Below are 23,384 nucleotides of genomic sequence, written 5' to 3'. Positions count from 1 at the left end.
TGTCGTTGTCGCGGCTAGGCGACGGTCTGCGCGGCGGATGCGGCTCCGAGCGTCGCGTACGCGGCCGCTCGCTGGACCAGCCATCCGAAGATCGGGTCGGCATCGAAGGTCTCGGGATGCCACTGCACTCCCAGCACGGGGGATCCCTCGAGTTCGATGGCCTCGGGCACGCCGTCCGGGGCCCAACCGGTGACGATGACGCCGCGGCCCGGCAGGTCGACGGCCTGGTGGTGGAACGAGTTGACCCGTGTGGTCTCGCCGTAGAGCTCCTGAACGGCGCTGCCTGCCGCGGTGCGCACCTCGTGCACGCGGTGCGCACGCGGGTACGCGTACGAGCCGTGGGATTCGCCTTCGCCGTGCGCGAGGTGCTGGTGCAGTGTGCCGCCGCGGACGACGTTGAGCAGCTGCGCCCCGCGGCAGACGCCGAGCAGGGGGACGCCCCGGTCGATCGCGGCCTCGATCAACCCGGCTTCGAACTCGTCGCGCTGCGGGTCGATCAGCGGCGTGAAGGGTCCGGGAGCCTGACCGTAGCGGCGCGGGTCCACATCCTCTCCCCCGGCGATGACCACGCCGTCCAGGCGCGCGACGAGCTCGTCGGGAGCGGCGTCCATGGGCAGATGCAGAGGCAATCCGCCGGCACCGAGCACGGAGGTCGCGTACTCGCTGAGGTACGCCTCGAGCGGTGCGTCCGCGAAGCCGTGCGGTGCACCGATCGCGGTGCCGCGCAGGCGCCGTCCGGATATGCCGATGAGGGGCCGGGGCAGGGCGTGGATGCTGATGATGTCGTCCTTCGTGTGTGCGGTGTTCGGCGGCGCGGCGCCGGTCAGGCCTGTTCGTCGAACCGATGCATGATCTGCTTGTACGCCTGCGGCGCCCTCGTGCGCATGATCGCCGCCTGGATCAGCCCGATGACCGGGGCGATGACCACGACGGCGATCAGCGTGATGCTGACGGCACCCCAGGCCGGATTGCCCTCGGCATCGACATCACTCACCAGCAGCGGGAAGTTGGCGGCGATGAGGATCGCCGAGACAGCGAGGCCGAGGAAGCCCAGACCGGGCGCGATGATCGTGTGCCACGGACTGCGCAGCGCCTTCGTACGGGCGAAGTAGACGATCACCGCCAGACACGTCACGGCCATCAGCACGACGATGGCGAGGGTTCCGATGCCTGCGAACCACGAGAAGATGTTCTCCGGAGCGAAGCCGATGACTGCGAGCAGAATGATGGCGATTCCGGACGTGGTCACCTGGACGATCGAGGCGATGTGCGGCGAGCCGTGGCGAGCGTGCACCGTACCGAGCCGGTCGGGCAGCACCCGCGCGTTCGCCATCGCATGGTGGTAGCGCGTGAGCACGTTGTGCAGCGACAGCACCGCCGCGAACATGCTTCCGAGGAACAGCAGAGCCACCGCGACCGATCCGACGGGACCCAGATACTGCTCGGTGACGCGGGTGATCAGCGTCGTCGGGTCGGCAGCGGCCTCGTCGATGACCGCGTCTTCGCCGAAGCCGACGACGATCGTCCACGCCGCGAACGCATAGAAGGCGCCGATGACGATGGCGGAGGCGTAGGTGGCCCGCGGTATCGTGCGCTCCGGGTCTCGCACCTCGTCGCGGTAGACCACGGTCGACTCGAATCCGATGAAGCTCGCGATCGCGAACATGAGGCCGAGGGCGGGCGCGCCCGAGAGGATGTTCTGCAGCACGAACGATCCGAACGTCACACCCGAAGCACCCCCCGTCAGAAGGATCACGACGCCGAGGAGCACGACGATGCCGATCTCGGCGAGCAGCACGACGACCAGCACGCGGGAGCTGAGCTCGATGCGTCGGTAGCCGAGTGCCCCCACGATGGCCACGGATGCGAGCGTGAACACCCACCACGGGATCTCCGGTCCGCCGACGAGCGCGATGCTCGAGCTGAGGGTCGCGCCGAGATAGGAGAACACCGCGATCTGCACGGTCGTGTAGCAGACGAGGGCGAGGTAGGCGGTGGCGAGGCCGGGTGTGCGCCCGAGACCGTGGGTGGCGAAGACGAAGAACGAACCCGCGCGGGGCAGGAACCGGCTCATCGCCGTGAGACCGACGGCGAAGAGGAGCAGGATCACGGTTGCGACGAGGAACATGACGGGGAAGCCGATGCCGTTCCCCACCAGGTAGCCGATCGGCACCAGGCCGCCGATCACGGTCAGGGGAGCGGCGGCGGCGATCACCATGAAGGTGACGGCCACGGCGCCGATGTTGCCACGGAGATTGCGCTCGCGGAGGTGTTCCGCAGGCTGCGACGTCTTTGTCGAAGTGTCCATGTCGGGCGTCCTTCTGCTGAATGGGCTAATGGTCTAATTCATAGTCCATTGACGCGTGACAACGCAAGAGTCAACCGCGACGCGCGCATCCCGGCAGGGAGAGGAACAGCCTCGGCCTCCGCTCAGCGCAGCAGGCCGAGATGCGCCAGGGCCTGGCGCAGGAGCGTGCCGCGGCCGCCCTCCATGTCGGCGGAGAGCGCATCGGAGGCCGCCTCCTCCGGCGAGAACCAGGTCACCTCGAGAGCGTCCTGGCGCGGCTCGCACGTGCCCGTCACCGGCACCACGAACGCCAGAGACACAGCGTGCTGACGATCGTCGTGGAAGGCGCTGACGCCGGGGATGGGGAAGTACTCCGCCACCGCGAACGGCGCGGGCGATGCGGGCAGCAGGGGGAAGGCCATCGGGCCGAGGTCGTTCTCGACGTGCCGGAACAGCGCATCGCGGATCGTCTCGCCGTAGCGCACCCGCCCCGACACGATCGTGCGCGTGATCTCGCCGAGGGGCGTCGAGCGCAGCAGCGCCCCCAGCGCGGTCACCTGTCCCGACCCGTCGGTGCGCACCGGGATCGCCTCGACGTAGAGCATGGGCAGTCGCCTGCGGGCCTCTTCGAGCTCGACGTCACTGAGCCAGGCCGGGTTGCCCGGCAGCGGAGCGGCGTCGCCGAACCCGCCGAACTCCTCTTCGGGATCCGGGTCGGGGTCTGGAGTGCGCACCGCCATGTGTCATTTCTACCAGCCTCGTACCGTCATTCCTTCGAGGCATCCGGCGGCTGCGCCGCGCGCCGGATGACGTCCATGATCGCCTCGCGCACGGCATCGGGGCGCTCCTGTGGAATGAGGTGCCCGGAGTCGTCGACTATCCGCAGCTCCGCCCGGGGCTGCGCTTCGACCAGCCGCCGCGCCATCGCATCGAATTCCGCACGGAACCGCCGCGCCACCGCTCCCCCGGCCGGGCGCCCGGCCTGCAGAGCGATCACCGGCACGTCCGGAACACCGGCCGCCTCGAGCTCGAGCATCCGCTCACGCGCCGCGGCGATGTGCTCGGCCTCGCGCCGACCGGTGCGCATCGCTCGCACCGACGCGTAGTCGCGCCACAGCACCGTCATGTCGTCCTCGGTGACGCCGTCGCCGGGGCCGTACGGCAGCAGGCTCTTGCGCATCAGACCGACCAATCGGAGCCGGATCAGCAGGGACGTCAGCCGGAACGACAGCCTGAGCTGCGCGGCGTGCTGCGGCTGGATCGCCACGGAGAGCGTCGAGTCGACGAACACGACGGCGGCGACCCGGTCGGGATGCCGATCTGCGAACACCCGCACGATCGGCCCGCCCCAGCTGTGCGCGACGACGACGACGGGTGCGCGCTCATCGAGCACGTCGAGGAGCGCTCTCAGGTCATCCGCCAGGCGTTCGAGGGTGCGGTCGTGATCGTCGTCATCGCTGCCGCCGTACCCGGCACGATCGTAGGCGAGGGTCCTCGCATCGGCGGCCACCATGCGCTGGACGGTCACCCATTCCGCGGCGGGCGCGCTCATCCCGGCTTCGAAGACGACCAGCGGCCCCGGCCCCCGACCGGCGACGACGGTGCGCAGCCGACGCCCATCGGGCAGTCGCACGGGGCGCTCGGACAGGCCGGCCCCCGGGTGCAGGGGCTTCGGCTGCGGCGTGGGGTGGTTCGACATCATGGTCTCTCTCATTCCGACCAGACCGGCGGGTGCGTCTGGTGATGGGGGGCCGCCGCTTCCACCTGCGCGGCGAGGGCGAGCAGGCCGGCGTCGGCGCGCGGCCTGCCGATCAGCTGAACCCCGAGCGGGAGCCCCGCCTCGTCGAATCCCGCCGGCAGCGACACGGCGGGCTGACCGGTGAGGTTCACCCACGGCGTCGGACAGGACCAGTCCAGCATCCGGTCGAGGACCTGGTCGAGGCCGTCCTCGAGGAAATGCCCGACTCTGACGGGAGGGGCTGCCGTCGTCGGTGTCAGCGCGGCGTCGGCGTCCTCGAACGCTTCGAGGAAGGTGCTGGCGTATCGCGCCAGCACCGACTGCGCCGTGAGGACGTCGGCCGCCGACAACTCGGCCGCGCGAGCGGTGAGGTGCGCGGTGAGCGGCGAGACGAGGTCGCGGCGACCGGCGGGCACCACCGCGTCGACGGCGAATCCCACGGAGGAGGTCAGCCAGGTCCGCAGAGCATCGACCACCGGCGGATCCAGGCGAGCCGGAACGGGCACCTCGCGGATCTCATGCCCCATCCCGCGAAGCATCTCGGCCGTGCGCCGCACGGCGCGGACGAGGGACGGATCGATCGGCATCCGCTCCAGGCCGCTCTCGCTCCAGGTGATGATCCGCAGCGGCCGGACCTCGCCGTCCCGCGCGGCATCGGCGAACGAAGCGGATGCCCGCCAGGCGTAGATGTCCCCGGACCACGGCTGGGCCATCACGTCCAGGAGCAGAGCTGCGTCCTCGACCGTCCGCGCGAGGGGGCCCTCGATCGTCGTCGCCAGGAACGCCGTGGCGGGCGCGCTGCTGACGAGCCCGCGACTGGGCTTGACGCCGACCAGGTTCGCGGTCGCCGCCGGCGTGCGGATCGAGCCCGCCCCGTCGCTGCCGTGCGCCACGGATGCCAGGCCCGCCGCCACCGCGATCGCCGCACCACTGGACGAACCGCTGGCGTAGCGGCCGGTGTCGTACGGCGTCACAGCCGGTGCCCCGGCGATCTCGTCATCCGTGTAGCAGGTGGCGCCGAACTCCGAGGCGGTCGACTTGCCCAGAAGAACGGCGCCGGCCCTGCGGATGCCGCCGACCGCCCATGCGTCCTCGGCGGGCACGAAGCCGATCAGCGCGCGGGACCCGGCCGAGGTCGGCACTCCCTCGGTCGCCTGCAGGTCCTTGATCGCGATGGGCAGCCCGGTCAGCGGCCCGGACGCACCCTCGGACAGCAGCCGGTCCGCCTCTTCGGCCTCCCGCAGGGCGACGTCGGCGCTCACCGTCGCGAAGGCGCCGAGCCCGTGCGCGTGACGATCGATGCGGTCGAGGTAGTGCTGCGTCAGCTCGCGGGAGCTGATCTCGCGAGAGCGCAGCGCGCGCAGCTGCGCCGCCGCGGTGAGATCGTGGAGCCGGGTCACCGGGCGACCGTCTTCTCGATCATGAGACCGTGCACGGCAGCGGCCAGGGCATCCAGATCGGCCGAGGTCATGACCTGCCGGCCGATCATCCGGCGGTGCATGATCGGGCCTTCGAGCAGGTCGCCGAGCAGGGCCAGGTCGGGCACGTCCGAGACCTCTCCGCGCTGGATCGCGCGGACGATCGCATCGCGCATCGGCTGCGCGCGTCGTCTGCTCAGCGAGGCGAACGCGGCCTCGGCCCCGGCATCGCCCTCGAGATCCGAGAGAACTCCCATCACGCCGTCGATCCACGGCGACGACCAGGACTGCCACAGCCCTTCCAGGTACTGGCGCATGTCGCCGCGCAGCGAGCCCGTGTCGAATGCGGTGATCGGCGGAAGGTGCACAGCCATCGCCTCGGCCACGAGTCGTGCCTTCGTCGCCCACCGCCGATACACGTCGGTGCGGTGGGCACCCGCATCCGCGGCGACCTGCGACAACGACAGCGCCGCATAGCCGCGCGTCGTGACGAGCTTCCAGGCCGAGTCCAGCAGACGCTGCTCGAGATCGGGATCACGGGGACGGCCCACGGCGCACCTCTTTGTTTCGCTACAACCAGTAGCGGCAATCGTAGGCGGACTTCCTCACCGACCGCAAGGTCAAACGGCTGTCCTCTTGTGCCCGGATCGATTTGCGTCTAATTTTGCGCTACACGTCGTTGCGAATCCTTGGCCCGTCCGCAACGGTTCGAAGCCGTGAGGGCCCTCCGAAAGGTCATGACGATGGCGTCAGAAACCCCCTCTGCACGGCGCGCCGGAGAGCGCGTCGGCCCGATCGCACTGCTGATCCTCACCTCTGCGCTGCTGCTGATGGACACCAGCCTGATCAGCCTCCTCATCGAGCCCATCCGCCAGGACCTCGGCTTCTCGGATGGCGAGCTGGGGCTGCTGCAGGGCGCCGTGCCCACGCTCGCCTACGCGCTCTGCGCGATCCCTGTCGGCCTGCTGGTCGATCGATTCGACCGAGGACGGATGATTCTCATCGCACTCGTGCTGTGGACCGGCGCACTGGTGCTGATCGTGACAGCGCCCGGATACGCGATGCTGGTCGTCGCGAAGGCCATCATCGGAGCCGTGCAGGCCGTGCTCGTCACCGCACCGTTCAGCCTGATCGCGGATCTGTCGAGCCGACGGCGGCGAAGCGGGGCGATCAGCGCCCTGGTCGTCGGACAGTACATCGGCGCCGCCCTCGGCTTCGCACTCGGAGGCGTCGTGTTCGCCGCCATGGACGGCCTGGCCGATGTCGCCCCCTGGCGGCTGACGGTGCTCGCGTTCGGCGTGGCCGGCGTGCTGCTCATCCCGTTCTACCTCGGCTTCCGCGAACCTGCGCGCACCGAGCGCGAGACCGGCTTCTCGGCTGCAGGCGCACTGCTCGGCGGTCTCGGCCGCCAGACCCGCACCCTGTGGCCTCTGTTCGCCGCCTACGCGTTCGCGATGATCGCGGGGTCGGTGCTGCAGGTGTGGACGGCGCCCGCCTTCATCCGGCTGTACGGGCTCAGCGAAGCGGAGGTCGGCGGCATCGCGGGAGCCGTGACGCTGGTCGGCGGCGTCGCGGGCGCGGTCCTCGCGGGCTGGCTGGCCGAGCGCGCCCGCCGACGGCGGCGGCGCGGCACGCCTGCGACCGTCATCGCCGCGCTCCTGCTGGGCGTCTCGACCTCGCTCGCGATCATGCCCTCGACCGCGGCGGCTGTGACCCTGTTCACGGTGGGCATGATCGCCGCCGGCGTCATCGGGACGTCCGTCACGGCGTTCCTGATGCTCTACCTGCCCAACCAGATGCGCGGACTGGCCGGCGGCGCGCTCATCCTTCTCGGCATCGGCCCCGGCCTCAGCCTCGGGCCGAGCCTGGTCGCCGCGGTGTCCGAGCGCACCGGCGGCGATCTGGGCGGCGCGATGGCCTGGGTGGGCGTGCTCGCGGCCGTCTGCTCGGCGGCGCTGTTCCTCGTGCTCGGACGGCTCACCCGCCGGCTCCCGGTCCCCGAGGACGTGCCCGATGGCGCCTCGGCGGCGAACGGCGCGGATGCCAAGATGGTGGCGTGACCGATCACCTCGCGATAGACGAGACCCTCACCCGGTGGATGCACCGGGAGCGCGACGGCCGACCCCTGCTGGTGCTGCTGCACGGGTACGGCGCCGACGAGCACGACCTTTTCGGTCTGGCGCCGTACCTGCCCGACGGCCTGGCCATCGCATCGGTCGCCGCACCGCTGACTCCGCCCTGGCCCATGCCCGGACGCTCCTGGTATCCGATCGACTCGCTGGACACACGCGACGCCGCCGGCATCACGACCGCCGCCGAATCCCTGCTGCGCTGGCTCGAGGCCGAGGCGGAGGATGCGGCATCCATCGCTCTGCTCGGCTTCTCACAGGGCGCGGCGGTGTCGCTGCAGGCACTGCGGCTGGCACCGGACAAGGTCGACGCGGTGGTGGCCCTGAGCGGGTACGCCGCCCCGGGGGATCTGCCGCACGACGACACCCTGAGGGATCGGAAGCCGCCCGTGTTCTGGGGACGCGGCACGCACGACGACGTCATCCCCGCTCAGCTCGTCGACCACACGGCGCAGTGGCTGCCGGACCACTCCGAGCTCTCCGGACGCGTCTATCCGGGTCTGACCCACTCGATCTCCGAGCAGGAGCTCTCCGACGTGCGGGTGTTCCTCACGCAGTGGAAGGATGCCCTCGGCTAACGCCCGTCGCCGGCAGGCGGGTCGCCGGCGTCGTCGTCCTGCGGCGGCACAGAACGCTCATCCCGCCGCGCTCTCGACCCGGCGCCGGTGAAGGCACCCATCAGCGCTATCCCGATCGCCAGGCCGATGGCGATCCCGGCCCCCATGTTGTCGAGAGCGACGCCGAGCGCGACCCCGACGCCCATGCCGACGGCGATCCCGGCTCCCCAGCCGAGCCGCGTGCGCATCTCGTGTGAACTCGGCTGCCTGTCATCCATGGCTCCACCGTACGGTCACGGCGGCCGCCGGGCATCCCCCTCACGGCGGATATCGCGACACGCCCTGGTTGCACGATCCCGCGACCGCCGGTACAGTCATCTGGTCCTGTCCGCCGTGTCTGGAAGTCCATTGATCTGAATCGTCGCCTCTCCGCGCAATCATCCCTGCGCTGATCCGACGATCCTTCCGCACCGCAGGCCTCTCCAGAGGCCGAGGGCCCGCCCCGAGGCATCCGCCAGCCCGCGTCTCCGCGACGCGTCCGCCGGCGACTCGGGCCGCGTCGGCATCCGCGCACCCCCACACATTCCGGGAGTCGCCCATGTCATCACCGACCGCATTCACCACCGCGTCCGTCGTCCTCGACGCACTCACTTTCATCTGGCCCGACGGGTCCGTCGCCCTCGACGGCCTCTCCGGGTCGTTCGGCTCGGGCCGCACCGGGCTCGTCGGACGCAACGGCGCCGGCAAGTCCACGCTTCTGCGCCTGATCGCCGGCGGGCTGTCCCCCACCTCGGGACAGATCATCCGCACGGACGACGTGGCGTACCTGCCGCAGCGGCTCACCCTCGACACGGGCCGGCGCGTCGCCGACCTGCTCGGAGTGGCCGCGCCGCTCGATGCCGTGCGCGCCATCGCCGCGGGCGACGTCGACCCGGCGCACTTCGATGCGGTCGGAGACGACTGGGACATCGAAGGGCGCGCCGAGGCGTCGCTCGCCGAGGCCGGGCTCGACCCGTCGTTCCTCGACCGCACCGTCGGCGAGCTGTCGGGCGGCGAGGCGGTGCTCGTCGCGATCGCCGGCATCCGCCTGCGGCGCGCGCCCATCACCCTGCTCGACGAGCCCACCAACAATCTCGACCGCGAAGCGCGCCGCCGCCTGGCGGAGATGGTGCGCAGCTGGAAGGGAGCCCTCATCGTGGTGAGCCACGACATCGCACTGCTGGACCTGATGGACGACACCGCAGAGCTGTACGGCAGCCGGCTGAGCGTCTTCGGCGGACCGTACTCCGAGTGGCGTGCCTGGCTGGACGCCGAGCAGGACGCGGCACGGCAGGCCGAACGAGATGCCGCCCAGGCGCTGAAGAAGGAGAAGCGCCAGCGCATCGAGGCCGAGACCAAGCTCGCGCATCGCGCGCAGATGGGACGCAAGGCCTTCGAGGAGAAGCGCGTGCCGAAGATCATCGCGAACGGCCGCAAGATGGCCGCACAGGTCTCGGCGGGCCGGCTGCGCACCGAGGTGCGGGAGAAGGAGGATGCCGCCCGTCAGGCGCGGGAGGAGGCCGGCCGCCGCATCCGGGACGACGACTCGATGAGGATCGAGCTGCCCGATCCCGGCATCCCGGGTTCGCGGCGCATCGCGACGATCGGCGACGCGGAGCGATCCTGGGTGATCCAGGGGCCCGAGCGCGTCGCGCTGATCGGGCGCAACGGCGTGGGCAAGACGACCCTCCTCCGCCGGCTGGTCGACGGCTCCGTCCACGACTCCGGAGATCCGGACGGACCACGGCCGGAACCGGCCGTTCCGAAGGAACTGCAGACGGTCCTCCGGCGTTGCGAAACCCACACCGATCGCATCGGGTACCTCTCCCAGCGCGTGGACGGGCTCGACGAGCAGGCGTCCGTCGTGGTGAACATCGCCGCGGCCGCACCGCGGGTGCCCGACAAGGAGCTGCGCAACCGGCTGGCCCGCTTCCTCATCCGCGGGGGCACGATGGACCGCCCGGTCAGCGCGCTCTCCGGCGGTGAGCGGTTCCGGGTGGCGCTGGCGAAGCTGCTGCTGGCCGACCCGGCGCCGCAGCTCGTGGTGCTCGACGAGCCGACCAACAACCTCGACCTCGACACGGTCGACCAGCTGGTCCAGGCGCTGCGCGCCTACCGCGGTGCGGTGCTCGTCGTCAGCCATGACGACGCGTTCCTGTCGCGGCTCGATCTCGACCTGACGCTCGAGCTCGATGCCGAGGGTGGACTGACCGAGATCGCATGAGGGTTTCGCCCCGCGTTCCCGGCGGGCAGGATGGGGGAATGAGCTCCCTCGTCCGATCCCGCCAGGACCGCGTCATCGCCGGCGTCTGCTCGGCCGTCGCGCGTCGCTTCGACATCAGCCCCACCACGGTGCGCATCGTCACGGTGCTGGCGGTGCTGTTCGCGGGTCTGTCGCTCTGGGCCTACGTGCTGCTCTGGATCGTCATCCCGAACGAGTACTGACGCCGGCGTCACGCGAGCCGGTCGAGCCACGGATGCCCGGGCAGCGTGCGCTCCAGCGCGTCCGCCAGCCACGACCGGCGTCGCTCGTCCAGGAAGGGCAGGGTCGCGTCGAAGTCGGCCTGATCCTTCGCCCGCAGGCCCTTCGCCTTGTACAGCAGCTGGATCTCGGGCTGCAGGTAGCGGATGCCGTCGCGCTCCCAGAGGGCACCGGTCATCGGCATCCGGATGCGCGTGTCCCGCTTGTACTGCCACTCGACCGGGTCCCCCGGGCCGAGCAGGATGTCGTACTCCCACGGGTCGGCGGCGCTGCGTCGCGACCACAGCTGGCCGCATCCGTCCGGCAGGTCGGCGGGATCGTCGGATGCCACCGGCTTCAGCGCGCCGGATGACGCCGCCCACAGATCCAGCCGCCCCTGCGCATGCGCGCGGATCAGTGGCAGCTGTGCTCTCAGGATGCCGGGATCGATGTCCTCGTGGTGGCGTCGGACGCCCGTGAACGCCTGGAGGGACCAGCCACCGGCGATCCACCAGACGCCCGGATAGCCGTCGAAGAAGTCACGGACGTCTTCCGGGGTCCGCCGGACCCATTCGCCGTAGAGGCGGGTGAACTCGGCATCGTCCATCCGCTCACGCTATCGCGCCCCCGTGTCGGTGCCCTGCCTCATGATGGAGGGATGGGCGATGTGCTCGATCGGTTCACCCCCGCCACCCAGGACTGGTTCCGCGGGGCGTTCGACGCGCCGACGTCCGCCCAGTCGGGGGCGTGGGAGGCGATCTCGGCGGGGCGCAACGCCCTGGTGGTCGCACCCACCGGCTCGGGCAAGACCCTGTCCGCGTTCCTCTGGGCCATCGACAGCGTGTTCCGGGAGCGGGCGGACGGAACCGCGGATGCCGACGGCGCACCGCGCACCCGCATCCTCTACATCTCGCCATTGAAGGCTCTGGGCGTCGACGTCGAACGCAACCTCCGGTCACCGCTGGTCGGCATCGGGCAGTCCGCCCGCCGTCTCGGAGTGCCGGTGCCGGCGGTCACGGTCGGGGTGAGGTCCGGTGACACGACCTCGAGCGACCGGCGCAAGCTGGTCAGCGACCCGCCGGACATCCTCATCACGACACCCGAGTCGCTGTATCTGATGCTCACCAGCCGCGCCGGCGAGACGCTGCGCGGCGTTCACACGGTCATCATCGACGAGGTGCACGCGGTGGCGGCGACCAAGCGCGGCGCTCACCTCGCGGTGAGCCTGGAGCGGCTGGACGCCCTGCGCATGTCGCGCGGCGCAGAGGAGCCGGCCCAGCGCATCGGCCTGTCCGCCACCGTCCGCCCGATCGACGAGGTCGCGCGGTTCCTGGGCGGCTCGGCGCCGGTCGAGATCGTCGCCCCGCGCGCGGTCAAGACCTTCGAGCTGGGCGTGGTCGTGCCGATGGAGGACATGCGCAACCCTCCGCCGCCCCCGGGCGCACCGTCTCCCGCGGATGCTGCGGACGCCGAGTACACAGAGGTCACCGGTTCGGTCTGGCCGCACGTGGAAGAGGCCATCGTCGACAAGGTGCTCGAGAACCAGTCGACCATCGTGTTCGCGAACTCGCGCCGGCTGGCCGAGCGGCTCACCGGGCGGCTCAACGAGATCTACGCGGAGCGGATCGGGGTGCCGGTTCCCGAGAACGCCGCGCCGCCGGCCGCCATGATGGCACAGGCCGGCGCCACGGCAGGCGCCGACCCGGTGCTCGCGAAGGCCCACCACGGCTCGGTGTCGAAGGAGCAGCGGGCGATCGTCGAGGAGGAGCTGAAGTCCGGCGTCCTGCGCTGCGTCGTCGCCACTAGCAGCCTGGAGCTCGGCATCGACATGGGCGCCGTCGATCTGGTGATCCAGGTCGAGGCGCCGCCGTCGGCGGCATCCGGACTGCAGCGCGTGGGCCGCGCCGGTCACCAGGTCGGCGAGGTCAGTCGCGCCTCGCTCTTCCCCAAGCACCGCGGAGACGTGCTGCACACCGCGATCGTCACGGAACGGATGCTGAAGGGGCAGATCGAGGCGATCGCCGTGCCGCGCAATCCGCTCGACATCCTCGCCCAGCAGACCGTCGCCGCGTGCGCCCTCGATGCGATCCCGGTCGAGGGGTGGTTCGAGACCGTGCGGCGCAGCGCGCCGTTCCAGACGCTGCCGCGCTCGGCGTACGAGGCGACGCTCGACCTGCTCGCCGGCAAGTACCCGTCCGACGAGTTCACCGAGCTGCGCCCCCGGGTGGTGTGGGATCGGGATGCCGGAACACTGACCGGCCGCCCCGGAGCGCAGCGCATCGCCGTGACCAGCGGCGGCACGATTCCCGACCGGGGGCTGTTCGGCGTCTTCGTCGCCGGCGAGAGCACGGGCGCCCGGGTGGGAGAGCTCGACGAGGAGATGGTCTACGAGTCGCGCGTCGGCGATGTCTTCACGCTCGGCACGACGAGCTGGCGGATCGCCGAGATCACCCACGACCGGGTCAACGTCATCCCGGCCTACGGCCAGCCGGGCAAGGTGCCGTTCTGGCACGGCGACGGCATCGGCCGGCCGTTCGAGCTGGGCGAGGCGCTGGGCCGCTTCTCGCGCGAGGTGTCGACCGCAGCCCCCGCGAAGGCGCAGCAGCGCCTGATCGACGCGGGGCTCGATGCGATGGCGCGCGAGAACCTGATCGGCTATCTCACGGAGCAGCGCGAGGCGACCGGCACGCTCCCGACCGATCGCACTCTCACGGTCGAACGCGGCCACGACGAGGTCGGCGACTGGCGGGTCATCCTCCATTCCCCGTACGGCATGAAGGTGCACGCGCCGTGGGCGCTGGCCATCAACGCGCGCGTCCGCGAGCGCCTCGGCGTGGAGGGATCGGCGGTCGCGAGCGACGACGGCATCATCGTGCGCATCCCCGATGCCGATGCCGAGCCGCCCGGGGCCGACCTGTTCGTGTTCGACGCGGACGAGCTGGAGCAGATCGTCACCGCCGAGGTGGGCGGATCGGCACTGTTCGCCTCGCGCTTCCGCGAGTGCGCAGCGCGCGCACTGCTGATGCCACGGATGAACCCGAACAAGCGCACCCCTCTGTGGCAGCAGCGGCAGCGCTCGGCGCAGCTGCTCGAGGTCGCGCGGCGGCATCCCACCTTCCCGGTGATCCTCGAGACGCTGCGCGAGGTGCTGCAGGACGTCTACGACCTGCCGTCGCTGCGCCGCCTCATCACCGACGTCTCCGAGCGGCGCATCCGCCTGATCGAGACCGAGCCCGCCCAGCCGTCGCCGTACGCGCGCGACCTGCTGTTCGGGTACGTCGGCGCGTTCATGTACGAGGGCGACTCGCCCCTCGCCGAGCGCCGCGCCGCGGCGCTGTCGGTCGACCCTGCGCTGCTGGGCGAGCTGCTCGGCACGGTCGAGATGCGCGAGCTGCTCGACCCCGATGTGATCGCCCAGTTCGAGCGGGAGGTGCAGCGCCTCGACCCGCAGCGCCGAGCGCGCGGAGTCGAGGGCGTCGCCGACCTGCTGCGCATGCTCGGGCCACTCGACGCCGCAGAGGTCGCAGAGCGGCTGGAGGAAGCGGATGCTCAGAACGCGGCCGACCTGCTCGCCGACCTCGTCGCCGCCCGGCGCGCGATCCCCGTGACCATCGCCGGTCACTCCCGCTTCGCCGTGATCGAGGACGCCGGCCGGCTGCGAGACGCCCTGGGGGCGGCGCTGCCGACGGGCATCCCTGTCGCCTTCCTGGAGCCGGTCGCCGACCCGCTCGGCGACCTCGTCTCACGGCACGCGCGCACGCACGGACCGTTCACCGGCGATGCCGTCGCGGCGCGATTCGGCATCGGCACCGCCGTCGCCCGGCACACGCTGCAGCGGCTGGAGTCGTCGGGTCGGCTGGCAAGCGGGTTCTTCCTTCCCGTGACTGACGCCGACCCCGACGGCGCCAAGGAGTGGTGCGATGCCGAAGTGCTGCGCCGGCTGCGCATGCGGTCGCTCGCCGCCATCCGCGGCAGCGTCGAACCGGTTCCTCCGCAGGCGTACGCACGGTTCCTTCCCGACTGGCAGCATCTCACCCGGCCGCTCGAGGGCGTCGACGGCGTGCTGAGCGTGATCGAACAGTTCGCAGGAGTGCCGATCCCGGCCAGCGCCTGGGAGTCACTCGTGCTGCCCGGGCGGGTCCGCGATTACACGCCGGCGCTGCTCGACGAGCTCACCGCCGCCGGCGAAGTGGTCTGGTCGGGCCATGGCGCGCTGCCCGGTCGCGACGGCTGGGTGTCCCTGCATCCGGCAGATCTCGCGCCGTTCACGCTGCCCCTCCCGGAGGAGGCGCCGTCCGCCGGTTCGCTGGAGGAGCGGATCCTCGATGTCCTGCGGCTCAGCGGAGCGTCGTTCGCGGGTGCTCTGAGGGCGATGACGGATGCCGAGAACGAGCAGTCCGTACTCGATGCGCTGTGGTCCCTCACCTGGCAGGGGCACGTCACGAACGACACCTTCTCGCCGGTGCGAGCACTGATCGCCGGCGGCTCCCAGGCGCACAAGACCACACGGCGGGCGCCGCGCACCCGCACCTATCGCGGCATCTCCCTCGCGAGACCCGTGCAGCGCCCCTCATCGACCGGTTTCGGCGGACGCTGGGCGGTGCTGCCCGATACCGACCCGGATGCCGCACGCCGAGCGACCGTGACCGCCGGCCTGCTGCTCGACCGGTACGGGGTCGTCACCCGAGGGGCCGTGCAGGCCGAGGGCGTCCCGGGCGGCTTCGCGCAGGCGTACCGCGTGTTGGCCGGCTTCGAAGAGGCGGGTCACTGCCGTCGCGGCTACGTGATCGAGAAGTTGGGAGCCGCCCAGTTCGCGGCATCCACCACGGTGGACCGGCTGCGCACGTTCGCCGGGCTCGCGGACCCGCCGCCCCGCCGCGCCGTCACGCTCGCCGCGACCGACCCGGCGAACCCTTATGGTGCCGCCCTGTCCTGGCCGAGGCTCGGCGAGGTCTCGCACCGCCCGGGCCGCAAGGCCGGCGGGCTCGTGGTGCTCGTCGACGGCGCGCTCGTGCTGTATCTGGAGCGCGGCGGCCGAACCGTGCTGGCCTTCGACGACGACTCCGAGACGCTGCGGGCCGCGGCATCCGATCTCGTCGCGACGTCCCGCGCGCGCCGGCTCGAGACGCTCACGGTCGAGAAGATCAACGGCGCCGGGGTCTACGGAACGCCCTTCGCGCTCGCCCTGCAGGAAGCCGGCTTCGTCGCGACACCGCGTGGCTACGCCCTCCGCAAGGCAGTGTGACGAACGAAACCCGTGCAAGTGGTACCATATCCGGTACAAGAGGGGATCCATATGGCCATCACCACCAGCGAAGCACGTCGAGATCTTTTCGGTCTGATCGAGCGTGTCAATCTCGACCATTCTGAGATCGAGATCATGTCGAAGCGTGGCTCAGCTGTACTCATGTCGAAAGACGAGTACGACTCCCTCATCGAGACGAGCTACCTCCTGCGCTCGCCTGAGAATGCTCGCCGTCTGCTGTCGGCTCTCGAGAGCGCGCGCGTCGGCAGCGTCACTGAGCACGACCTGATCGACGAATGACAGATCGCCTTCTCGCCTGGACCGGCGAGGCGTGGGAGGACTATGTCTACTGGCAGAGCCAGGATCGACGCACTCTGAAGCGCATCAATCTGCTCATCGTGGATCTGCTGCGCGACGACCCGTTCGACGGCATCGGCAAGCCTGAGCCGTTGAAGCATGCCCTCGCGGGCGCCTGGTCGAGACGGGTCGATGAGGCGAACCGGCTCGTGTACATCGCAGATGACCGCTCTGTGACGATCCTGCAGGCGCGTTACCACTACTGAGGGATCACGCCTGAGATCGGCTGGCTGGATGAAGACCACGGCTGACGACGTGTTGCGGATCCCCACCGAACGAGGACGGTCGCGTCGGCGGACTGTCATAGTCTGGCGATCATGATCAGCGAGTTCCTCACCGGCATCCGGTTCCTGGGGCGCGGCTTCGGCTACTGGAAGCGGATGCCCGGGCTGATGCTCCTCGGGCTGGTTCCGGGCATCATCGCGCTGGTCGTGCTCGCGGCGCTGCTCATCCCGCTGTGGCTCTCGCTCGGCTCGATCACCAGCTGGATCACGCCGTTCGCGGATTCCTGGGACCCTGGATGGGCCATCGCCCTGCGCTTCGCGATCGGCACCGTGATCACGATCGGCTCGCTCGTGCTGGCGAGCGTGCTGTTCACCGCGCTCACACTGCTGATCGGCGACCCGTTCTACCAGCGCATCTGGCGCGCCGTCGAGACCGACCTGGGGGGCGAGGTGCCAGAGGGAGACGGCGGATTCCTCGTGGCGCTCGGCGAGAGCATCCGGCTCGTCGCGCTCGGCGCGCTCGTCGCGCTTCTCGCTCTGCTGACCGGCTTCATCCCGCTGGTGGGCGCGGCGCTCGCGGCGGTCGTCAGCATCATGCTCACCGGCCGGCTGCTCGCGAGGGAGCTCACCGGCCGAGCCCTGAACGCGCGCGACGTCCCCAGCGCCGTGCGATCACGCCTGTTCGCCGGCCGGCGCTCACGCCTGCTCGGCTTCGGCGTGGCCACTCAGCTGTGCTTCATGGTTCCGCTGGGCGCCGTGTTCATCATGCCGACTGCCGTCGCCGGAGCCACGCTGCTGGCCCGCGACGTCCTGTCGCAGCCGGCTTCGTCCGCCCCGAGCGCACATGCCTGAGGGCGACACCGTCTTCCAGGCCGCACGCCGACTCGACGATGCCCTGCGCGGGCACGAGGTGACCCGGTTCGACCTGCGCGTACCGCAAGCAGCCACCGTCGACCTCACCGGCCATACCGTGCACGCCGTCGTGCCGCGGGGCAAGCACATCCTGATGCGGATCGGCGAGCACACCCTGCATTCCCATCTGCGCATGGACGGCAGCTGGCGCATCTACCGACCGGGCGAGCGGTGGTCCCATCCCGCGTTCAAGGTGCGCGCGATCGTCGGCACCGGCACGCGAGAAGCGGTCGGCGTCGACATCGCCGAGGTGAAGGTCGTCCGCACCCGCGACGAGGACGAGCTGGTCGGACATCTGGGTCCCGATCCGCTGTCGGACGCCTGGGATGCCGACGAGGCGGTCGGCCGGCTGAGCGCCGACAGCCGCAGCATCCACGTGGCCCTGCTCGACCAGCGCAACGTCGCCGGCTTCGGCAACGAGTACGCCGCCGAGCTGCTGTTCCTGCGCGGCATCCTGCCCGAGACACCGGTCTCCGAGGTCGACGTGCCCGCGCTGATCGACCTGGGCGTGCGCACCATCCGCGCCAATCGCGACCGCGTCGACCGCACATTCACCGGCGACACCCGCCGGGGTCTCACCGACTGGGTCTACGGGCGGGCGGGTCGCCCCTGCCGCCGCTGCGGCACGCTGATCCGCCGGGGCGAGCTCGGCGCGGATCCCACCCGCGAGCGCATCACCTTCTGGTGCCCGAACTGTCAGCGCTGACCCCTCAGCACCGCCCTGCCGAAGCCCATCCCGAATGGGGAATGAAATCGCACCCCCCGTGGTTGTAGATATATCCGGAAGACTCCGGAACACGGGAGGAATCGTGGGCAAGAACTACATCGACATCGAGAACGACCAGGGCGCGACGCTGCGGTACCGCAAGCACGTGAACGGCCGCGGTCTCGTCGCGCACGGCGCGAAGGTGAACCCCAGGGCGCTCATCGAAGCCGGAGCCTATGTCGAACCCGGGGCGAAGGTCGGAGCGGGGGCGAAGGTCGCTCGTGGAGCCTGGGTCGACTCGGACGCCGTGATCGGCGAGAACGCCTCCATCGACGCGCACGCGCACATCGGCCAGGGTGCCGTGATCGGCGCCGGCGCGCACGTGGGCGTTCGCACGGACATCGGCCCGGGGGCACGGATCGCGCGCGGGGCGCGCATCAGCGACGACGAGACGGTCGCCGCCGGGTTGCGCATCGCCACCGACCAGAAGGGCCTCTGGCTGGCCGCCTGAGCAGGGGCGCCGGCGGGCAGACGCGGCATCCGCATGTCCCAGAAGCGGCGGGTCCGGATGCCCGGGACCCACCGATACTGAGACACGCACCGGACCGGCTACAGCAGCCGGCGCTCGGAGGCCCACACGGTCAGTTCATGGCGCGAGGAGAGCTGCAGCTTGCGCAGCACCGCCGACACGTGGGTCTCGACGGTCTTGATCGAGATGAACAGGTCGGCCGCAACCTCCTTGTAGGCGTAGCCGCGCGCAATCAGGCGCATGACCTCCTGCTCCCGGCTCGAGAGCCGATCGAGCTCGTCGTCCACGGCCGCCGTCTCGCCGGCCACCGCACCGAAGGCGTCGAGCACGAAGCCCGCCAACCGGGGCGAGAACACTGCGTCTCCGCCCGCCACCGCGTGCACGGCCCGCGACACCTCGATGCCCGATGAGCCCTTGGTGATGTATCCGCGCGCACCTGCGCGGATCACCCGCACCACATCCTCCGCGGCATCCGAGACGCTCAGGGCGAGAAACCGCGCCGACGTCGGCACGGAGCCGCGGATGACCGACTCGCCGCCCGTCGCGTCGGCTCCGCCGCCGCCGGGCAGATGCACATCGAGCAGCACGACGTCGGGCGTGCGCTCGCGGATCACGGCGATCGCCGACGGCACGTCGGCCGCCTCGCCGACCACCTCGACGGTGTCGTCGAGGTCGGCGCGCAGGCCCGACCGGAAGATCGAGTGATCGTCGACGATCACGACCCGGATGCTGTCAGCCATGCGCCTGCGCCTCCGTCACGCGGATCGAGGTGCCCGCGATCCGCAGGTGCACCTCGGTGCCGCTCGCGTCGCTGCGCACGGTGGCGGAGCCGCCCGCCCTCCGCATCCGCCCGATGATCGACTGGCGCACCCCGAGCCGGTCCGCCGGCACCTCGTCGATGACGAACCCGGCTCCACGGTCGCGGATGAACACGTCGACGCCGGTGGTCGCCCCCTCGATGTACACCGACACCTCTCCGCCGGCGTGCCGCGCCGCGTTCAGCATGGCCTCGCGGGCGGCGGCCGCCAGCTCCCCGCTCGCGCGCTCCGTGGACAGACCCGCGGAGACCACGTCGATCCGCACTGCGTAGTCGAGTTCGAGCGCACCGGCGTAGTCGCGCAGGTCGGTGGCCAGGTCGCTGTCGGCCGGCGCATCGCCGTCGTAGAGCCAGGCGCGCAGCTCGCGCTCCTGCGCACGGGCGAGACGTGCCGCCTCGCTCGATGCGCCGGCCCGATTCTGGATGAGTGCCAGCGTCTGCAGCACGGAGTCGTGCAGGTGCGCTGCCATCTCGCTGCGCTGCTCCTCGCGGATGCGCCGCACCCTCTCGCCGGACAGCTCGCGCCAGCGGTGCATCAGCGATGAGGCGAACATCGCGAGCAGACCGGCGAACGGCACGAGCAGGTACACGCGGTTGATCGGCTGCACGAGCATGGCGACGAGAAGCCAGACGATGAGTGCGATGGCGATGAGGCGCACGACCGCCGCATGGCGGGGCCCCCGTGCGGCGTCGTGCCGGTCGACGAGGTCTGCCCAGAGCGCTGCAGCGACCAGCAGCGCGACCAGCATCAGCAGGATCACCAGCCCGAGCACCGTCGAGCCGCCGTTCGGCTGATATGCCCAGGGCGGCGACATGGTGAAGCGGTAGTCGCTCAGTTCGGGAAGAACCAGCAGCTCGAGCACGACGGCTGCGACAAGCATCACCCACGCCGCCGGCGCCCGGCGCGACGGCGCGGACTCCCCCGGCTCCCACCGCGTGAACACCCAGCACCACACGTAGAGCAGGATTCCCGCGCCGCCCAGCACGGTCAGCGTGATGAACAACGCCCGCACCAGCCCGACCGGCGCACCGAGATGCCGGGCAAGACCTGCGGCTGTTCCGGAGATCAGGCACTCGCGCACGCGTGTCAGTTCCGGACGCGGAGTCGCGGCGACCCACGGTGGTCGCGCCAGAGACATCGGCGGATGCTGCGCGGAAGAGGACATGACGCCATCCAACCACCCGGTGGGCGCGACATCCGCGATCGGGAGGCAGGATCAGGGACGAGTCAGGGGATCACCCCATGGCGGGAGATGCGTGCACACCGGAAGGATCGGAGCATGACCTTCCCGACTGCCCCGCCGTCCACCGAGAGCGACCGCGCCGAGCCGCCTCGCCGCTCCGACCGCTTCTTCGCGTGGGTCGCCGGTCTCGGGGTCGCGCGCTCCGACGGCTGGATCGGCGGAGTCGCAGCCGGGCTCGCCTCGCGGCTGCGCATCGATCCGCTGATCGTGCGCGGCGTCCTGGTGGTCGCGGCAGTGTGTGGCCTTCCGCTGGTGCTGATCTACGCCCTCGCCTGGGCGCTGCTTCCCGATCCGGAGGGGCGCATCCATCTGCGCGAGCTGATGCGCGGCCGCTTCGAGCCGGCGCAGCTCGGCATCCTCGCCGGAGCGGTCGTCGGCCTGTTCACCCTCACGCCGTCGGCCGGAATCCTCCTGCTGGAGCGCGTGCTCAACCCCCCTGCGTACGTCTACGGCGACGGCTACGGGATGAACGGATTCGGCGTCTTCCTCTTCGTCGTCGGGCTGGTGCTCGTCGGCATCCTGCTCATCCTCATCGTGCGCGCTGCGCGCCGCACCCCGGGGGATTCCGCGACGGGTCCGCGAACGGCTTCCGCGGCTCCGGCTCCCCCGCACCCCTCCGCACAGACCGGCGATTCGGGCGCCGTCGGAGCGGAGACACGAGGGGAGGATGCCGCGACGACGGCGTCCTCCTCCCTCGTGCCCGATACCCCCGCCGATCCCTCGGACGCGGTCGCGCTCGACGCCTGGCGTGCGCAGCACGCCGAATGGCAGGAGCAGGAGCGGGGCTGGCGACGCCAGCAGCAGGATGCCGATCGCGCGGCGCGCGAGCGGGCACGCGGCGAGCGCCAGGCTGCGGCCGCCGCCTTCGCTGCGGAGGCCGCGGAACGACGCCGGGTGCGGCGTGCTGCGAATCCGCGCGCGAGCTTCGCCTTCGTGGCGGCGACCACGGGCGTCGCACTGATCACCGCCGCCGCCGTCTGGCTGCTGAGTGCGGACCCGACGCTGGCGACGGCCGGAACGGCCCTGTTCGCCGCCGCGCTGGTGGTGGCCTTCGGCATGGTGATCGCCGGCGTCGCGCGCCGCCGCAGCGGGTTCTTGGCCTTCGTGACCGTGGCGACGCTCGTCGCCGGACTGATCACAGGTGGTGCGGCGGCCCTCGGGGATGTGCGGTTCGGGCAGGTGGGACTGTCCAACGCCGACGGCGGGGCGATCCGTCAGCCGTTCGGCAACACGGGGATCATCCTGATGAACATGCCCGCCGCACGATCCCACCCGGTCGTCGTGCACAAGGGCGACGGCTACACGGAGATCTTCGTGAACGACGGCGTGGAGCTCGAGCTCACCGCGACGGTGCGTGACGCGACGGTGGAGTGGAACCGCATGGAGTACGGGCCCGAGGGCGAGAGCACCACGAGCACGGGCACGTTCGCCGGATCACCGCAGGCCGACGGAAGCACGGTCTACCGCGAGACGGTCTCGTCACCGGTGGACCCCGACCATCCGGAGGCACCGAAGGACGTCACCGTCGTCCCGGTCACGATCGACCAGCAGTCCGGTCGGATCGTGGTCGTCCACTCCGCCCGCATCGATGAGGGGACCTCCGAATGAACACCGAGCCGACGCAGCCGTTCACGGGTGCCGATGAGACCCTTCCGGTGACGGAGGAGGACGCGGGCGTCTCTGCTCCCGTCGAGGATGCCGCGGCCCAGCCGCGCACCCGCTGGGCTGCGATCGTCTGGGGCCTGTTCTTCGCCGCGCTGGCGTGGGGCGGGATCTGGATGCTCAGCAGCGGCGATCGCCGCAGCGCCCTGACCGACTGGTTCGCCGGCATGACTCCGGGCACGATCACCGCGGTCGCTCTGCTCTCGCTCGGTGTGCTGGCCCTGATCGGCGGTCTGGCCGGGCTGATCCGGCAGGGTCAGCGCAGGTGGGTCTCGCGGCGCTGAACCCTGCCCGGATCTCGAAGAGCGAGCCGATACGCTGATGCGATGAAGAACGACCGGCGCCGACCCGCTCGGCCTCGCCCCGGCAAGCCGGTCACCGGCAAGCCCGGGCCGAAGAAGCCGGCCGGCACGGCACGCCGCACCGGAAAGCCGGCCGCGCGTGCGCAGCCGCTGCCACCCGAGGAGGCGCGCGTCCTCCGCCTCGGGCTGGTGCCCGGGACCACCCCCAACAAGTGGATCGATGCCTGGAAGCAGCGGATGCCGCACGTCGAGCTCGAACTCGTGCCGGTGTCGTTCGCCGATCAGCGCGAGCGCCTCGACGAGGTCGACCTGGCGCTCGTGCGCCTGCCGATCGGGCATCCCGAGGACCTGCACGTCATCCCGCTCTACGACGAGGTCGCGGTCGTCGTGGCATCCGCCGACTCCCATCTGATGGCCGCCGAAGAGCTGACCGCGGCAGACCTCGCCGGAGAGGTGCTCATCACCCCGCGGGACGACGTGCTGGGCGCGCTCGAACTGCCCACGGCCACCCCGAGGTTCCCGGCGGTCGCGACGACCGAGGAGGCGATCGCCACCGCCGCGTCGGGGGTGGGCGTCGTCGTCGTGCCGATGTCGCTCGCGCGACTGCACAAGCGCAAGGATGCCGACTACCGACCGCTGCTCGAGGGCCCCGCCTCGACGGTGGCGCTGGCGTGGCCGCGCGAGGCGACCACGCCAGACGTCGAGACGTTCGTGGGAATCGTGCGCGGCCGCACCGCGAACTCCTCCCGCTGACCCT

The 23,384-nt window shown here is 71.0% G+C and carries 23 protein-coding genes; 13 read left to right on the top strand and 10 right to left on the bottom strand.

What is annotated here, in order from left to right; genetic code table 11:
• Positions 1-14: 14 nt before the first annotated feature.
• From ACFWHT_RS12540 to ACFWHT_RS12515, 6 genes are all read right to left on the bottom strand, one after another.
• A complete protein-coding gene (locus tag ACFWHT_RS12540; RefSeq protein WP_378829491.1) occupies positions 15-743 on the bottom strand; it encodes a gamma-glutamyl-gamma-aminobutyrate hydrolase family protein in 729 nt (242 codons plus the stop codon).
• A gap of 80 nt (positions 744-823) precedes the next feature.
• Positions 824-2,308 carry an APC family permease gene (locus ACFWHT_RS12535; RefSeq protein WP_378828998.1) on the bottom strand — a complete coding sequence of 495 codons (1,485 nt, stop codon included), beginning with the start codon at positions 2,306-2,308 and terminating at the stop codon, positions 824-826.
• Between the two features lie 122 nt (positions 2,309-2,430).
• Entirely contained in the window at positions 2,431-3,027 is a 597-nt protein-coding gene (locus ACFWHT_RS12530) for an NUDIX hydrolase family protein (protein ID WP_378828995.1), read from the bottom strand.
• A gap of 26 nt (positions 3,028-3,053) precedes the next feature.
• Positions 3,054-3,989 (bottom strand): alpha/beta fold hydrolase, encoded by a 936-nt coding sequence (locus ACFWHT_RS12525; protein ID WP_378828993.1) that lies wholly within the window; start codon positions 3,987-3,989, stop codon positions 3,054-3,056.
• 8 nt (positions 3,990-3,997) lie between these two features.
• Positions 3,998-5,425, bottom strand: coding sequence for an amidase (locus ACFWHT_RS12520; protein WP_378828991.1), 1,428 nt, complete (start codon positions 5,423-5,425; stop codon positions 3,998-4,000).
• The gene (locus ACFWHT_RS12515) at positions 5,422-5,994 is read right to left on the bottom strand and encodes a TetR/AcrR family transcriptional regulator (protein WP_378828989.1); all 573 of its coding nucleotides are present in this window, start codon (positions 5,992-5,994) and stop codon (positions 5,422-5,424) included. Before ACFWHT_RS12515 ends, ACFWHT_RS12520 begins: the two co-directional genes overlap by 4 nt.
• 192 nt (positions 5,995-6,186) lie before the next feature.
• On the opposite strand from ACFWHT_RS12515, the gene ACFWHT_RS12510 reads away from it, so the two are divergent.
• Together ACFWHT_RS12510 and ACFWHT_RS12505 are read left to right on the top strand one after the other, a co-directional pair.
• The gene (locus ACFWHT_RS12510; protein WP_378828987.1) at positions 6,187-7,503 is read left to right on the top strand and encodes an MFS transporter; all 1,317 of its coding nucleotides are present in this window, start codon (positions 6,187-6,189) and stop codon (positions 7,501-7,503) included.
• Complete coding sequence (locus ACFWHT_RS12505; RefSeq protein WP_378828985.1) at positions 7,500-8,150, top strand: alpha/beta hydrolase; 651 nt, start codon at positions 7,500-7,502, stop codon at positions 8,148-8,150. The genes ACFWHT_RS12510 and ACFWHT_RS12505 overlap by 4 nt, the downstream gene beginning before the upstream one ends.
• On the opposite strand, the gene ACFWHT_RS12500 is transcribed toward ACFWHT_RS12505, so the two are convergent.
• Positions 8,147-8,407, bottom strand: coding sequence for a hypothetical protein (locus ACFWHT_RS12500; protein WP_378828983.1), 261 nt, complete (start codon positions 8,405-8,407; stop codon positions 8,147-8,149). The genes ACFWHT_RS12505 and ACFWHT_RS12500 overlap by 4 nt on opposite strands.
• Positions 8,408-8,727: 320 nt before the next feature.
• Here ACFWHT_RS12500 and ACFWHT_RS12495 point away from each other — a divergent pair, with 320 nt between their 5' ends.
• Positions 8,728-10,392 (top strand): ABC-F family ATP-binding cassette domain-containing protein, encoded by a 1,665-nt coding sequence (locus ACFWHT_RS12495; RefSeq protein ID WP_378828981.1) that lies wholly within the window; start codon positions 8,728-8,730, stop codon positions 10,390-10,392.
• A gap of 38 nt (positions 10,393-10,430) precedes the next feature.
• Positions 10,431-10,613 (top strand): PspC domain-containing protein, encoded by a 183-nt coding sequence (locus ACFWHT_RS12490; protein ID WP_378828978.1) that lies wholly within the window; start codon positions 10,431-10,433, stop codon positions 10,611-10,613.
• Between the two features lie 8 nt (positions 10,614-10,621).
• On the opposite strand, the gene ACFWHT_RS12485 is transcribed toward ACFWHT_RS12490, so the two are convergent.
• Positions 10,622-11,236, bottom strand: a complete 615-nt coding sequence (locus ACFWHT_RS12485) for a hypothetical protein (RefSeq protein WP_378828976.1) — start codon at positions 11,234-11,236, stop codon at positions 10,622-10,624.
• Between the two features lie 51 nt (positions 11,237-11,287).
• On the opposite strand from ACFWHT_RS12485, the gene ACFWHT_RS12480 reads away from it, so the two are divergent.
• From ACFWHT_RS12480 to ACFWHT_RS12455, 6 genes are all read left to right on the top strand, one after another.
• Entirely contained in the window at positions 11,288-15,874 is a 4,587-nt protein-coding gene (locus tag ACFWHT_RS12480) for an ATP-dependent helicase (RefSeq protein WP_378828974.1), read from the top strand.
• 51 nt (positions 15,875-15,925) lie between these two features.
• Positions 15,926-16,174, top strand: coding sequence for a type II toxin-antitoxin system Phd/YefM family antitoxin (locus ACFWHT_RS12475; protein WP_378828972.1), 249 nt, complete (start codon positions 15,926-15,928; stop codon positions 16,172-16,174).
• Positions 16,171-16,437 (top strand): Txe/YoeB family addiction module toxin, encoded by a 267-nt coding sequence (locus tag ACFWHT_RS12470; RefSeq protein WP_378828970.1) that lies wholly within the window; start codon positions 16,171-16,173, stop codon positions 16,435-16,437. Before ACFWHT_RS12475 ends, ACFWHT_RS12470 begins: the two co-directional genes overlap by 4 nt.
• Positions 16,438-16,548: 111 nt before the next feature.
• Positions 16,549-17,307: an EI24 domain-containing protein gene (locus tag ACFWHT_RS12465; protein WP_378828968.1), complete on the top strand. Its 759-nt coding sequence runs from the start codon at positions 16,549-16,551 to the stop codon at positions 17,305-17,307.
• Entirely contained in the window at positions 17,300-18,073 is a 774-nt protein-coding gene (locus ACFWHT_RS12460; protein ID WP_378828966.1) for a DNA-formamidopyrimidine glycosylase family protein, read from the top strand. The genes ACFWHT_RS12465 and ACFWHT_RS12460 overlap by 8 nt, the downstream gene beginning before the upstream one ends.
• 103 nt (positions 18,074-18,176) lie before the next feature.
• A complete protein-coding gene (locus ACFWHT_RS12455) occupies positions 18,177-18,584 on the top strand; it encodes a transferase (RefSeq protein ID WP_378828964.1) in 408 nt (135 codons plus the stop codon).
• 98 nt (positions 18,585-18,682) lie between these two features.
• On the opposite strand, the gene ACFWHT_RS12450 is transcribed toward ACFWHT_RS12455, so the two are convergent.
• Together ACFWHT_RS12450 and ACFWHT_RS12445 are read right to left on the bottom strand one after the other, a co-directional pair.
• The gene (locus ACFWHT_RS12450) at positions 18,683-19,342 is read right to left on the bottom strand and encodes a LuxR C-terminal-related transcriptional regulator (RefSeq protein ID WP_378828962.1); all 660 of its coding nucleotides are present in this window, start codon (positions 19,340-19,342) and stop codon (positions 18,683-18,685) included.
• A complete protein-coding gene (locus ACFWHT_RS12445; RefSeq protein ID WP_378828959.1) occupies positions 19,335-20,585 on the bottom strand; it encodes a PspC domain-containing protein in 1,251 nt (416 codons plus the stop codon). The genes ACFWHT_RS12450 and ACFWHT_RS12445 overlap by 8 nt, the downstream gene beginning before the upstream one ends.
• Positions 20,586-20,699: 114 nt before the next feature.
• Between ACFWHT_RS12445 and ACFWHT_RS12440 the strand changes: the two genes are divergently transcribed.
• The 3 genes from ACFWHT_RS12440 to ACFWHT_RS12430 are packed head-to-tail and all read left to right on the top strand — an operon-like array spanning position 20,700 to position 23,380.
• A complete protein-coding gene (locus ACFWHT_RS12440; RefSeq protein WP_378828957.1) occupies positions 20,700-22,271 on the top strand; it encodes a PspC domain-containing protein in 1,572 nt (523 codons plus the stop codon).
• Positions 22,268-22,609: a hypothetical protein gene (locus ACFWHT_RS12435; protein WP_378828955.1), complete on the top strand. Its 342-nt coding sequence runs from the start codon at positions 22,268-22,270 to the stop codon at positions 22,607-22,609. Before ACFWHT_RS12440 ends, ACFWHT_RS12435 begins: the two co-directional genes overlap by 4 nt.
• Before the next feature lie 42 nt (positions 22,610-22,651).
• Positions 22,652-23,380, top strand: a complete 729-nt coding sequence (locus tag ACFWHT_RS12430) for a LysR substrate-binding domain-containing protein (RefSeq protein ID WP_378828953.1) — start codon at positions 22,652-22,654, stop codon at positions 23,378-23,380.
• The last annotated feature ends 4 nt before the right edge of the window (positions 23,381-23,384 follow it).

It is taken from the genome of Microbacterium sp. NPDC058342 (genome assembly GCF_042723935.1).
GTDB lineage: Bacteria > Actinomycetota > Actinomycetes > Actinomycetales > Microbacteriaceae > Microbacterium.
This window is presented reverse-complemented; position numbering and strand designations above follow the sequence as displayed.